We start from the raw sequence: 13,952 nt of genomic DNA on the forward strand, positions 1-13,952 counted from the left end.
CGGAATCTGTTCCGCAGGGCGGGATGACCTCATCCTGCCGTAACGGTTGGCACCATGTTTATGAAATTCAGAGAACACCCTTCGCACTCAAAACGCCGCCGCCGGTAACCGCAACGGCCTGCTTGAGCGCGCGTGCAAGCGCCTTGAACAGCGCCTCTGTGATATGGTGCGCGTTCTCGCCGTACTCGCACTTGAGGTGCAGCGTCAGTCCGGCGTGTACCGCCAGCGCACGCATGAACTCGACCGTCAGGCAGGTGTCGTACTGACCGCACATCGGCTGCGGCATGGATGCGTCGAACACGAGGTACGGGCGGCCGGAAATATCCAGCGCGCAGAAGCCGAGCGCCTCATCCATCGGCACGAACGCCTGTCCGAAACGCGCGATACCCGCCTTGTCACCGACGCACTGTGCCAGTGCCTGACCGAGCGCGATGCCGCAGTCCTCGACCGAATGGTGACCGTCCACCTCGAGGTCGCCCTTGCAGGTCAGTTCCAGACCGAAGCCGGAATGCACAGCAAAGCTGTTCAGCATATGGTCGAAAAAGCCGATGCCGGTGTCGATCTTGCGGTCGCCGCCCTCGAGCGTCAGCTTAAGCGAAATGTCGGTTTCCTTGGTCTTTCGTTTGATTTCAGCGGTTCTCATTGTCGTTTTCCTCCGCAAAGCGCACCGCGATGGAGTTTGCGTGCGCGTCCAAGTGCTCGCTCTGCGCGAGCGCGATAATATCCTGTGCATAGCTTTCGAGCGCGTCCCGCGTGTACTCGATAACGCTGGTTTTCTTCAAAAACGTGTCGGTAGACAGCGGCGAGAAGAATCTTGCCGTGCCCGAGGTCGGCAGAACGTGACACGGGCCTGCCATGTAGTCACCGAGCGGCTCCGGCGCGTACTGACCGAGGAAGATCGCGCCTGCGTTGTGCAGGTACGGCAGCAGCTCACGCGGAGCGGCGGTTACGATCTCCAGATGCTCGGGTGCGACCACATCAGCCATCCTGCAGGCGTCCTTCAGGTCGTCAAACACGATAGCGCAGCCGTAGTTCGCCACGCTCTCCTTGATGATGTCCCAGCGCGGGAGCTGCTTTGCCTGCCGCTCCATCTCGCACGAAATCGCCTGCGCCTGCGCCATGGAATCGGTCAGCAGGACGGCGGAAGCCAGCTTGTCGTGCTCGGCCTGACTGAGCAGGTCGGCGGCAACGTAGGTCGGGTTGGCGGTGTGATCGGCAATGACCAGCACCTCGGACGGACCGGCGATCATGTCGATATCGACTGTGCCGAACGCCAGCTTCTTGGCTGCCGCAACAAAGGCGTTGCCCGGGCCGACGATCTTATCCACCTGCGGGATAAAGCCCGCGCCGTAGGTCAGCGCGGCAATCGCCTGCGTGCCGCCGATGGCAATAACGGTATCCACACCGGCGATCTTTGCCGCCGCAAGCACTTCGTTGGACATGTTCTCGGTCGGCGGCGTGACCATAATCAACTCACCGACACCGGCAACCTTGGCCGGAATGGCGTTCATCAGCACGCTTGACGGGTATGCTGCCGTGCCGCCCGGCACATAAATGCCGACGCGAGAAAGCCCGCGCACGGTCTGGCCGAGCGTTTCGCCTTTGGAGCGATTCCACTCCCACGTTTTGACGAGCATCTGCTCGTGGTAGTCGCGGATGTTCGCCGCCGCCTTTTCCAGCGCCGCGATCAGCTTCGGGTCGCAGGCGTTGTACGCATCGTCAAGCACCTTCGGCTCGACAATGTACGGCGCCTTGCCGTCAAACCGCTCGGCGTACTCCACGACCGCGTCCCAGCCGCGCTGCTGTACGTCCGCCATCACACCGCGGACAATCTGCTCAATATCGCCGCGCGCACCAGCCGCACGGGCTTTCATTTCGCGGATGACCTGCTGCTCTGCCTGTCCGTCCGCGAGAACTGTTTTCATAAACATTGTGGTATTCCCCTTTTGTGTCAACCGTTTTCGTCCACCGGCATTGGTATAAATATTCCGCAGGGCACCCCGCCCTATGGATATGATTTATATTATATATGTATTGGCTTACTTCTCCAGGCCACTTTCCAGTTCGGCAATAACCTTCTGAATCGCTGCCTTCTTCATCTTGGCGCTTGCGAGATTGACGATAACTCTTGCCGAGATGGGCGCTACATTCTCAACGACCTCGAGGCCGTTCTCCTTGAGCGTCGTGCCGGTCTCCACGATATCCACAATGCCGTCCGCCAGCTCGAGCAGCGGCGCCAGCTCGACCGAGCCCTCGATCTTGATGGTCTCAACGTCCATATTCTTCTTATTGAAAAAGGCCTTGGTGACCGCCGGATACTTGGTAGCGATAACCGGGGTCTTATAGCCGCCGTACACGTCCTTGCCCTTCTTGGTAGCGAGGGCGAAGCGGCATTTGCCGAAGCCGAGGTCTACCATTTCGTAGAAGCTGCCGCCCTTTTCCATGATGGTATCCTTGCCGACCACGCCCATGTCGCACACGCCGTGCTCAACGTAGGTAATTACGTCCGCGGCCTTGGAAAGCACGATCTCCACGCCGCTGTCCGGCAGGGTGAAGATGAGCTTGCGCGTTCCGGCCTCCAGCTCGGAGATATCGTAGCCTGCGGCCTTGAGCAGCGCGAGCGTTTTCTTCTCCAGACGGCCCTTGGTCAGTGCGATACGCACGGTATCCCGGCGGGTTGCGACCTCGGGACGGCTCGCGCCTGCAAGGCTCTCCGCGACGCTCTCCACGTCAATGCCGAAGCCGCCCGCGGGCATATCCTTGCCGAACTTGGCGCACAGCGCGTTGTAACGGCCGCCTGCGAGAATCGCCGCGCCCGCACCGCCGATATAGCCGCGGAACATGATGCCGGTGTAGTAATCCATCTCGTGGACAAGACCGAGGTCGATCATGATGCGGTCGCCGTAGCCTGCCTCATCCAGTGCCTGATACAGTCGGCGCAGATAAGCGGTCGCGCCGAGCACGCGCACGTTGCCGGTGAGCGACTCGACCTCGTCAAGCACCTCGATACCGCCGAACAGATTCGGCATAGCGCCGAGCGCCTTTGCGGCGGGCTTGCCCTTAAACGGCTCGAGCGCGTCACCGAGCGCGGCAAACGACTTGTTTTCGATCAGGCGGCGGATGCCCTCGGCGGACTGTGCATCCGCGCCAAGCTCATCCATCAGCGCCTTGTAGATCTCGGCGTGGCCGAGCTCTACGCGGAAGTTGTCCGCGCCGGTCTTGCTGAGTGCGGCAAACGCAGCCGTGAGAATGTCCTTGTCGGCCTCCAGACCGTCCGCGCCGATAAATTCCGCGCCGACCTGCAGGAACTCGCCCTTGTGGCCGTGGTCGCCGGACACCGAACGGAACACCTTCTGGCTGTAATACAGGCGGACCGGCAGCGCCGCGTCATCCAGTCGGGTGGCTGCGATACGCGCGATCGGCGTGGTGTTATCCGGACGCGCCACGCAAATGCGGCCGGACTTGTCGATGATCTTCAGCATCTGATCCTGATCCAGCTCGGGGTTTGCCTGCGCAAATACATCAAAATACTCAACCGCCGGGGTGATGATCTCGCTGTAGCCGCGCTCCTCCAGCGCGTCGCGCACAGCGTTTTCCGTCTGCCGCAGCGCACGGCACGAGGAAAATAACAGATCTCGGGTACCCTCCGGGGTGGAAATACGAAAACGGTTCATTGCTCCGCCGCTCCTTTATCACTTTATCATGATGAAATCATACCATAGTTCCCTATATACTGTCAAGACCCTTTTTAGAGAGCGGAGCCTACACAGTGGGCAGCCTTTTCCGCTTCGAACTCCCGTTTTTGAGTGAAAAAGAAAGAGTGAAGAGCGGAGATGAAGCAGAGGCGGCTTTTTTCTCTCCGCCCTCCCGCTTCCTCCCATCTCTTCACTCTCAACTCCTCACTCTACTCTCTTTTTATAGTTTTCCACGATCGGCACCAGCTTTTCCAGAAAGCTCTCCTCGCCGAGGGTATTGAGCTTGAAGAACACGGCCGAACTGCCACCTGAAGTGATGGCGGAGAAAAACAGGTCGCGGTCGTTGCCGACCAGAGTGACATTCATGCTGACGCGGTTGCCGCCCATGTAGCTGTAACGCTCGAACACGCGCACCGCGCAGCGGACCGTGCCGTTTGTCCAATCCGAGCCGTCCTCGTAGGACGCAGACATGCTGCCGTTCAGCACGCCGTCCGTTACAAGCTCCAGCAGCTCGTCAAAATTTCCCGTCAGATGCTTTTCGTACTTTGCCACAATCGTCACACCTTTCTAAAAGAGGGTCATCTGCGTTGTTTTCGGCATGGAGCCAAGCGCGCCGATCTGCTCGAGCAGCTCGACGACCGCCTTGGACGCCTTCGGGCACCGGACGATCAGCTCTTCTGCCGAGAGGAACTTACCGTTCTTTCTCTCCTCCACGATGCTGAGCGCCGCCTGCTCACCGATGCCCGGCATGGATGTAAACGGCGGAATCAAACCGGTTTCCGTCACGAGAAAGCGCGTTGCGTCCGATTTGTAAACATCCATCGGCTCAAACGTAAATCCGCGCCGGTAAAACTCGTGGCAGACCTCAAGGGTCGTCATCATATCCTTTTCCGCCGCTGAAATCGTCTTATCGCGCTCCTTGCCGCGCAGCTCGGTCATCTTGTCCAGACAAACCTTATCGCCCTTGATCATACAGGACGCATCAAAGCCTTTCGCGCGGATGGAAAAGTACGCCGAATAGAACGCAAGCGGACGGTGCACCTTGAACCACGCGATACGGAACGCCATCATGACATACGCGACCGCGTGCGCCTTCGGGAACATATACTTGATCTTCTTGCACGAGTCGATGTACCACTCGGGCACATGCTGCTCGTTCATGGCGGCTTCCATTTCCTCAGTCAGTCCCTTGCCCTTTCGGACGGACTCCATCGTCTTGAACGACAGCTTGGGCTTGACGCCCTGCAGGATCAGGTAGTTCATAATATCGTCTCGGCAGCAGATACAGCCGGACAGCGGAATGCCCTTGCGGACCAGCTCTGCGGCATTGCCGAGCCAAACGTCCGTGCCGTGCGACAGGCCGGAAATCGAAACCAGCTCCGCGAACGTAGATGGGTGCGTCTCCTTTACCATGCCGCGCACGAACTTGGTGCCGAACTCGGGCACCGCCACACAGCCGAGGTCACCGAGGATCGGGTCGGTATCCGGGTTTTCGCCCTTGTACTTAAGCGCCTTGCACGAGTGGAACAGGCTCATGGTCTCCGGGTCGTCAAGCGGGATCTCCTGCGCGTTCACGCCGGTGAGGTTCTCCAGATGCTTGATAATGGTCGGATCATCGTGTCCCAGCTCGTCCAGCTTGAGCAGGTTCGCGTCAATGGAGTGATACTCGAAATGGGTGGTGATGATGTCGGAATCCGGGTCGTCTGCCGGATGCTGAATCGGACAGACGTCGTAAATCTCAATCTCCTTGGGCACAACGACAACGCCGCCCGGGTGCTGACCCGAGGTGCGGCGCACGCCCGTGCAGCCTGCGGCAAGGCGGTTTTCCTCCGCGCGGGAGCACTCAACGCCGCGCTCCTCCATGTACTTTTTGACGTAGCCGAACGCGGTTTTTTCGGCAACCGTGCCGATGGTGCCCGCTCGGAACACATGGTCGTGTCCGAAGATCTCGCCGGTGTACCAGTGGATGCGCGACTGATACTCGCCCGCAAAGTTCAGGTCGATATCCGGCACCTTGTCGCCCTCAAAGCCGAGGAAGGTCTCGAACGGAATGTTGAAGCCCTGTTTGGTGAGCGGCTTGCCGCATTTCGGGCAGATCTTATCGGGTAGATCGACACCGCAGGAGTAATCCTCGTGCCACTCGAGATATTTGTCGTCCGGGCACAGATAGTGCGGGGCGAGCGAATTAACCTCGGTGATATCCGACATGAACGCCGCGAGCGACGAGCCGACCGAACCACGCGAGCCGACCAGATAGCCGTCCGCAAGGGACTTGGTAACCAGCTTCTGCGCGATGATGTACATAACCGCGTAGCCGTTGCCGATGATGGAGCCAAGCTCACGGTCAAGCCGCGCCTGCACCGGCTCGGGCAGCGGATCGCCGTAGATACGCTTGGCCTTGTCGTAGCACATGTTGCGCAGGTCGTCCTCACAGCCGTCGATGTGCGGCGGGTAGTTTTCCCTCGGCACCGGACGAATCACGTCACACATATCGGCGATCATGTTGGTGTTCTTCACGACCACCTCATACGCCCGGTCCTCCCCGAGATAGGAGAACTCCTTCAGCATTTCATCCGTGCTCTTAAAGTACAGCGGCGCCTGATTGTCCGCATCGGAGAAGCCCTGACCCGCCATCAGAATACGGCGGAACGCCTCGTCCTCGGGCTCAAGGAAGTGTACGTCACCGGTGGCGCAGCACGGTTTCCCCAATTCATCCGCCAGACGGAGAATATCGCGGTTCCAGTCGCGCAGCTGCTCCTCGTCCTTCGCCATACCCTTTGCGATCATGAAGTTGTTGTTGCCGATCGGCTGAATCTCCAGATAGTCGTAGAACGACGCCAGCCGCTTGATTTCCTCCCACGGCTCGCCCTTGGTCAATGCGCGGAATACCTCGCCCGCCTCACACGCGGAGCCGAAAATCAGTCCCTCACGGTGACGGATGAGTTCGCTGCGCGGCATAATGGGGCGCTTGTTGTAATATTCCAGAAAGCTCTTGGAAATCAGCTGATACAGGTTGCGCAGTCCCGCCTGGTTCTTCACCAGAATGATAAAGTGATAGCGCGGCAGGTTTTTCAGCTTGTTCTTGCGGTCGGTCGTCGCCGCCAGCACCGGATTGATATCCGCAGTCGTAACCGCGTGCATCTCCTCCCTGAGCCTTTTCAGCAGCTTGACGTAAATGCGGCCGAGCACGGCGGCATCCTCGCTCGCGCGGTGGTGCTCGAACGGGCCGACCTGCAGCTCCTTCGCCAGAATGTTCAGCTTGAATTTGTGCATATGCGGCAGCATCAGGCGGCTCATCTCGAGGGTATCAATGCTCGTAAACTCCCGCTCGATACCCAGTCTCTGGCAGGCCGTCCGCAGGAAGCCCATATCGAAGCCTGCGTTGTGCGCCACGAGCGGGTACTGTCCCTCGCCTGCCCATGCGAGGAATTCCGGCACGGCTTTGTCGAGGTCGGGCGCGTCCGCTACCGTCTCGTCCGAAATGCCGGTCAGCTCGGTGATTTCCGCCGGAATCGGCTTGTGCGGGTTGACATAGGTCTGGAAGGAATCGCGAATCTCGCCCTCCACAACGCGCACAGCGGCAATCTCGGTGATCTCCTCGCTCGCCGGATTGAGTCCGGTGGTCTCAAGGTCGAATACGATGAACGTACCGTCGAGCGGCTCGGCGCTCCTGCCGCGCACGACCGAAATGCTGTTCTCGTCATTGATGTAGTACGCCTCGATGCCATAAATAATCTTCATGTCACCGATGGTGTCCTTCTGCTTGCCCTCCTGCGCGTGCAGCGCTTCGGGGAACGCCTGCGCCACACCGTGTCGGTGATCGCCATCGCGCGGTGTCCCCACTTGGCGGCGCGGCACAGCAGAGACGCGGTGCTGCTCATGCCGTCCATCGCGCTCATGTTGGTGTGCAGATGGAGTTCCACGCGCTTCATGCCCTCGTAGGTGTCCTTTCGCTCCGGCTTTTTCGCCTTGACGATGCCGGTTGGCTCGAGCACCATCTCCTTGGCAAAGGTGTCGTACACCATCTTGCCCTGCACGGTGCAGTAGAGTCCCTTCTTGATTTTAGATGCCGTATCGCCCGCCTTATCCGCCGCAAGGAACTTGGAAACGCGCACGGAATTGGTGCGGTCGGTCATGTCAAACGCAATCTTGACGTAATCCTTGCCGGTTTTCTTGCTGTGAATGTCCTTGTTGTCGGTGAAGAACACCTCGCCCTGAATCGTCACCATATCATAGGCGGCAATCGCCTCGTTGACCGAAACAATGGGGTCCTGAATCAGCTTGCCGAAGATGAGGTCGTCCTCGCGCACCTTTTCGGCACGCGGGCGCTGATAGCCGGTGTGCTGCTGCGGCGCCGGACGCGGCTTTTTCGGCTTGGGCGTTTCCGCTGCGGCTGCCGCTGCCTGCTCCACAGCCTTGTGCAGAATTTCCTCGCGGCTCTCCTCCTGCTCGGGTGCGGGTGCAAAATCCTGTGCGTCCGCGCGTACTGCATGCACCGGACAGCTGCGGCCCAGCTCCCGCTGAATACGCGCCTCCAGATGCCGCAGTGCGTTTGCGAAATGCTTTTCGCTCACCTCGTCCATCGGGATTTGGAGCGCACCGTCCGCAAATTCCCACTTGGTGTGATCGAGCAGACCCTTGGCTGACGGCATGCGGTACGCCATGTCGTCATACAGCGACTTGATGTACGCGTTCGACAGCTCACCCGGCATGTTGTAGCGCGGCTCGATCATCACGCGGTCAAGACCGTAGGTGTCCGCGATCTGCTTTTCCGCCTTGGCAATCACCTTGCGGCTGACAACCTCGTGCAGATTGAGTTCCACGACCATCACCGTGTTATTATCCCCAAATGCCAGAGAACGCACCTCGCCTGCGGCAAGGTGCTTCTCCTCATTTACACATTTGCAGTTTTGAAAAATATCAATCAGCTTTCCAGCCACGATTATTCTCCTTCATAATGTGCGATTTCGTCCATCAGTGCATCCACAAGCTGCTCCTGCGGCACCTTTTTGATGATCTCGCCGCGGCGGAAGATCAGGCCGACGCCGTCGCCGCCCGCAATGCCGAGATCGGCTTCACGCGCTTCGCCCGGACCGTTTACCACGCAGCCCATAACAGCTACCTTCATCTTCTTGCCGCGAATGCTCTGGCAGCGCTGCTCGACCTCTTTGGCAATGTCGATGAGGTTGATGCGCGTGCGGCCGCAGGTCGGGCAGGAAACCACGTTGATGCCCTCTTCCGCTCTGCCGACAGCCTTGAGAATCGCCTTTGCCGCGTAGACCTCCTTGACCGGATCATCGGTCAGGCTCACACGAATGGTGTCGCCCACACCGAGCGCCAGCAGACCGCCGATGCCCGCCGCCGACTTGATCGTGCCCATGTACTCGGTGCCCGCCTCGGTCACGCCGAGGTGCAGCGGATAATCGGTCTTTTCGCTCGCCAGCAGGTAGGCCTGCATGGTGTTCGGCACCGAGGATGACTTGATGGAAATGCAGATGTCGTCAAAATCGCAGTCGTTGAGCAGACCAACATGGTACAGCGCACTTTCCACCATTGCCTCAGGTGTCGGCCCGCCGAATTTCTCGAGAATGTGCTTCTCCACCGAGCCGGAGTTTACGCCGATGCGGATTGGCAGATGGCGTGCCTTTGCCGCCTTCACAACCGCCTGTACGCGGTCTGCGCCGCCGATGTTGCCCGGATTCAGGCGAATCTTGTCCACGCCGGACTCGATCGCCGCCAGCGCGAGACGGTAGTCAAAATGAATGTCCGCCACCACCGGCAGCGGCGAGTTCGCGCAGATTTCGCGCAGCGCCTCCGCCGCCTGCATATCCGGCACGGCACAGCGAACAATGTCGCAGCCCGCGTCCGCCAGTGCGCGAATCTGTGCCAGAGTAGCCTGCGCGTCGCGCGTATCCGTGTTGGTCATGGACTGCACCGCGATGGGGGCGCCGCCGCCAACCAATACGTCCCTTATCTTGATTTGCTTTGTTATTTTCATAGCTCTAACCTCTCACAAATGGAAAATGGAGAATTGTGGTATCGCACTTTACGCCGCACATTCATTTTCCATTTTCCATTCTCAATTCTCAATTACTGCGCATAAAAATGCGCAGTACGTCCTGCCCGGTCACATACACCATCAGCATAAGCAGCAGCATGAGTCCTGCCGCGTGCACATAGCCCTCGTACTTGGGCGGCACGGGCTTGCGGCGGATGCCCTCGATGATGAGGAACACGAGCCGACCGCCGTCCAGTGCAGGCAGCGGCAGTAAGTTCATCACGCCGAGGTTGATCGAGATAAATGCCACAAGCTGGAAGAACGAAATCATGCTGTACTTGGCGGTATCCGCCATGACCTCGGCCACGCCGACCGGACCGGAAAGCTGATCCACGCCGACCTGTCCGCTGACGAGCATGCCCACGCTCGACCAGACGAGCCGCGCGTAGTTGACGGCGGTGCGCACGCTCATGCTGAGGTGCATGCCAAGGCTGTCGGGCAGCTCCGCAAAGGTGATGCCGATGCGCTTGTTGCCGTTCGCATCGGTGACTGTCGCCTCCAGCTTGACGGATGGCAGCGTCACCTTTTCGCCGTTGCGGCGCACGGTAATTTCATGCGTGGTCGAACCGGTTCGCGCAAGCGCGGTATCGAAATCCGTCCGCACGAGGATGTGGTAGCCGTCGATTTTCAGAATCTCGTCGCCTGCCTCCAGACCGCCGTCTGCGGCGGCGGTGCTCGCCGGATTGACCTCGCTGATGGTGGAGACGATATAGCCGCCGTTCGGTCCGTTCGGACGCATGACCGCCAGCACGATGAGGAATCCCACGAGGAAATTCATCAGCGCACCCGCGCACACGATGAGCATGCGGCGCGGCAGCTTCGCCTTGCCGAAGGCGTGCTCGTTTTCACTTTCACCGTCCTCGCCCTCCATAACGCACGCGCCGCCGAACGGCAGCAGCTTGAGACAGTACAGCGTGCCGTGGTACTCGTGCTTGAGGAGGGTCGGACCCATGCCGATCCAGAATTCGTTGACCTGCACACCGCCGCGCTTGGCGGTGATGAAATGTCCGAACTCATGCACGATGACCAGCACACCGAAGGCGAGGATTGCCAGAATGATTTGCAGCAAAGCGTAGCTCCTTTCGGTCAGCCGAGCACGATCTCGCGCGCGGCTTTGTCCGCCGCCAGAACGTCGTCCAGCGTGATGTCCTTCTTGTACGGAATGGTATCGAGTGCGTATGCAACGCGCTCTGCGATGTCGGTAAAACCGATCTTACCATTCAAAAACAGACCGACTGCGGCCTCATTTGCACCGTTGAGCACAGCGCCGCGGTCGCCCTTGAGGGAGGCGGCGTGCTTGGCGAGGTTCAGCGCCGGAAACGCCTCATAGTCGGGTGCGTAGAACGTCAGCTTTGCGACCTCCGCGAGCGACATGCGCGGCACCTTGCACGGCACACGCTGCGGCCATGTCAGCGCCAGCTGGATCGGCAGACGCATATCCGGCAGACCAAGCTGCGCGATTACCGCTCCGTCCGCAAACTCCACCGCCGAGTGCACAATGCTCTCGCGGTGGACAACAATTTCAATGTCCTCCGGCGGCAGATCATACAACCACATGGCTTCGATCAGCTCCAGACCCTTGTTCATCATAGTCGCAGAGTCGATCGTGATTTTTGCACCCATGCTCCAGTTCGGGTGTGCAAGCGCCTGCTCGCGCGTCATGCCGCGCATTTCCTCGAACTTTTTGCCGAAGAACGGACCGCCGGACGCGGTCAGCAGAATTTTATCAATCGGGTTGCCGTTTGCCGCCTGCACGCACTGGAAGATCGCCGAATGCTCGGAATCCACCGGCAGGATGCGCACGCCGTACTGCTTTGCAGCGCTCATCACCAGACCGCCCGCACACACGAGCGTCTCCTTGTTCGCCAGCGCAATGTCCTTGCCCGCCTTGATGGCCGCCATCGTCGGCAGCAGGCCGACCATGCCGACAACCGCCGTTACCACGATGTCCGCGCCGCTCTCCGCGGCACAGGCGATCAGACCGTCCATACCGGTCAGAACCTCAATATTGGTGTCTGCCAGCTTGATTTTCAGCTCTTTGGCTGCGTTTTCGTCCATCGCGCAGACCATTTTCGGATGCAGGGCACGCGCCTGCTCCTCCAATAAGTTTATGCGCCGGTTGGTCGTCAATGCGACGACTTCGGCGTCGATCGAAGGCAGAATATCGACCGTTTGCGTGCCGATCGAACCCGTTGAACCTAAAATCGCAATCTTCTTCATTATTTTTCTCCTGTTAAACGATTTGGGATAATGGAGAATTGAAAATGGAAAATTGAAAATTATGGTGCCGCCCAAAGGGCGGAATTTAATCATCGCGCAAAGCACGATACCACAATTCCCCATTCTCCATTCTCAATTTTCAATTACCAAATGACTCTAAAGAGCAGCTCCGCGAAAGGCGCTACGAACAGCACGCTGTCGAAGCGATCCAGCACTCCTCCGTGGCCCGGGAAAATATGTCCGTAATCCTTAATGCCGGTCTGGCGCTTGATGACCGAGAACGACAGGTCGCCAATCTCTCCGAGCACCGCGCCGACTGCGCCGAGCACGACCGCCGACCAGAGCGGCATTTCAAGGCCGAGCGTCCGGTTCATAATCAAAGCCGCAATCAGCACGAGGACAGCACCGCCGACCACGCCGCCGACTGCGCCCTCTACCGTCTTTTTCGGGCTGACGACCGGCGCCAGCTTATGCTTGCCGAACAGCATGCCCGAGAACAGAGCGCAGGTGTCCGCGCCCCAGGCAGCAAGCAGCGGCAGCAGCACGATGAACGAACCGTGGTGGTAGTGCATCTGGAAAATACGCAGCAGACTGAGCAGCAGGTACGGCACGGCAAGTCCGCCGAAAAATGCCCACGAGACCTGCGAAGCCTTCATGACGTCGTGATATTTCAGCTCAATCGCAAACGAGCCGAACAGCAGCACCAGCACCAGTCCCTGCATTATGCTCTCGAGCCGCAGCGGCAGGATGCTGAAATGACCGACAGCCAGTCCCAGCGAGACGGCCATTGCGAGCAGCAGTTCCAAGTGGTTGCGCACCAGTTTTGTCGAGCCGAGCACCTCATAGGTAGCGAACACGCACAGCGCCGCCACGACAAGCTCCAGCACGATCGGCGGGAACACATACAGCGCCAGCAGCACAAAGGCAAAGCCGAACACGCCAAACAATACTCTTGCTTTCATACGTTTATCACCCTAATTGGATATTATACGCCGCCGAAACGACGGTTTCTGTTGTTAAAATTGTCGATTGCCGCATCCAGATCGGTGGTTTTGAAGTCCGGCCACAGCACATCGGTGAAGTAATACTCCGAGTAGGCAGACTGCCACAGCAGGAAGTTGGACGTGCGGATCTCGCCCGAAGGACGGATGATGAGGTCGGGATCGGGCATATGCGCGGTATACAGGTTGGCGGTGATGGTGTCCTCGGTGATATCCTCGGGTGCCAGTTCGCCGGCTTTCACCTGCTCCGCGATGGCACGGACGGCGTTTTTGATCTCATCACGGCCGCCGTAGTTGATGCACAGCGAAGCTGTTGCCGCGTCCGGACCAAGCCGATCGGCAATCTCATCCACCTCCGCGATCTGCGCGCGGATATCCTCCGGCAGAACGGTCAGGTCGCCCAGCACGCGCACGGCTACGCCGCGCTCGAACATGGTTTCCGCCGCTTCCTTCAGATAGGAGCGGAACAGGTTCATCAGCGCGTCCACCTCGTCCTGCGGACGCTTCCAGTTTTCGGTAGAGAATGCATAGACCGTGAAATACTGCACGCCAATGTCCTTGCAGTAGGTGGCAATGGTGCGGAACGTCTCCGCGCCGACCTTGTGACCGGCCTTGCGCGGCAGACCGCGTTTCTTGGCCCAGCGGCCGTTACCGTCCATGATGACCGCAATATGACGCGGCACCGGACGGTTTTCGGGCGCGTTATCCTTCTTTTTTCGTGTGAACAGACCCAACCTGTTTCCTCCCTGTTTATCCCTCTTGCGGCAGGTTTTCCTGCCAATTTCATGCAAAAGGGCGACGAATCCGCCGCCCCCAATGTCGCTTCGCTCCTCGACCGAAAACACGTTTTCGGTCGATCGGAACGTACCGAGCATACGCTCGGATACGTCCTGCGAGCACATCTGCGCGCCGCTTTGCGGCACACAGCTATGCTCCCTTGTGTAAAAAGCGAGATACATGCTCCCGCTTTTTACGGAT

At 59.1% G+C, this 13,952-nt stretch carries 11 protein-coding genes and 1 pseudogene; all 12 read right to left on the reverse strand.

Annotated elements, in window-relative coordinates; genetic code table 11:
* Positions 1-67 precede the first annotated feature (67 nt).
* Positions 68-643 (reverse strand): imidazoleglycerol-phosphate dehydratase HisB, encoded by a 576-nt coding sequence (gene hisB / locus DXB00_RS11810; protein WP_118729407.1) that lies wholly within the window; start codon positions 641-643, stop codon positions 68-70.
* The gene (gene hisD / locus DXB00_RS11815; protein WP_119214974.1) at positions 630-1,931 is read right to left on the reverse strand and encodes a histidinol dehydrogenase; all 1,302 of its coding nucleotides are present in this window, start codon (positions 1,929-1,931) and stop codon (positions 630-632) included. Before hisD ends, hisB begins: the two co-directional genes overlap by 14 nt.
* A 108-nt stretch (positions 1,932-2,039) precedes the next feature.
* Positions 2,040-2,663 carry an ATP phosphoribosyltransferase gene (hisG, locus tag DXB00_RS11820; protein WP_242988201.1) on the reverse strand — a complete coding sequence of 208 codons (624 nt, stop codon included), beginning with the start codon at positions 2,661-2,663 and terminating at the stop codon, positions 2,040-2,042.
* 57 nt (positions 2,664-2,720) lie between these two features.
* Positions 2,721-3,674: pseudogene (gene hisZ, locus DXB00_RS17315) on the reverse strand (ATP phosphoribosyltransferase regulatory subunit); the annotation flags it as partial.
* Between the two features lie 225 nt (positions 3,675-3,899).
* Positions 3,900-4,247, reverse strand: coding sequence for a DUF6054 family protein (locus tag DXB00_RS11825; protein ID WP_116704962.1), 348 nt, complete (start codon positions 4,245-4,247; stop codon positions 3,900-3,902).
* 15 nt (positions 4,248-4,262) lie between these two features.
* Entirely contained in the window at positions 4,263-7,538 is a 3,276-nt protein-coding gene (locus DXB00_RS11830) for a PolC-type DNA polymerase III (RefSeq protein ID WP_330427931.1), read from the reverse strand.
* Positions 7,433-8,635, reverse strand: a complete 1,203-nt coding sequence (locus tag DXB00_RS17320; RefSeq protein WP_158557319.1) for a PHP domain-containing protein — start codon at positions 8,633-8,635, stop codon at positions 7,433-7,435. Before DXB00_RS17320 ends, DXB00_RS11830 begins: the two co-directional genes overlap by 106 nt.
* A gap of 2 nt (positions 8,636-8,637) precedes the next feature.
* Positions 8,638-9,693: a flavodoxin-dependent (E)-4-hydroxy-3-methylbut-2-enyl-diphosphate synthase gene (gene ispG / locus DXB00_RS11835; protein ID WP_118564503.1), complete on the reverse strand. Its 1,056-nt coding sequence runs from the start codon at positions 9,691-9,693 to the stop codon at positions 8,638-8,640.
* An 88-nt stretch (positions 9,694-9,781) separates the two neighbouring features.
* Complete coding sequence (gene rseP, locus DXB00_RS11840; protein ID WP_158578304.1) at positions 9,782-10,822, reverse strand: RIP metalloprotease RseP; 1,041 nt, start codon at positions 10,820-10,822, stop codon at positions 9,782-9,784.
* 17 nt (positions 10,823-10,839) lie between these two features.
* On the reverse strand, positions 10,840-11,976 hold the full coding sequence (locus DXB00_RS11845; protein ID WP_442861383.1) for a 1-deoxy-D-xylulose-5-phosphate reductoisomerase: 1,137 nt from the start codon (positions 11,974-11,976) through the stop codon (positions 10,840-10,842).
* A gap of 140 nt (positions 11,977-12,116) precedes the next feature.
* Complete coding sequence (locus tag DXB00_RS11850; RefSeq protein WP_119214977.1) at positions 12,117-12,935, reverse strand: phosphatidate cytidylyltransferase; 819 nt, start codon at positions 12,933-12,935, stop codon at positions 12,117-12,119.
* Positions 12,936-12,958: 23 nt separating this feature from the next.
* Complete coding sequence (locus tag DXB00_RS11855; protein WP_330427930.1) at positions 12,959-13,897, reverse strand: isoprenyl transferase; 939 nt, start codon at positions 13,895-13,897, stop codon at positions 12,959-12,961.
* Positions 13,898-13,952: the final 55 nt, after the last annotated feature.

It is taken from the genome of Butyricicoccus sp. OF10-2 (assembly GCF_003481925.1).
In the GTDB taxonomy this organism is placed as follows: domain Bacteria; phylum Bacillota; class Clostridia; order Oscillospirales; family Butyricicoccaceae; genus Agathobaculum; species Agathobaculum butyriciproducens.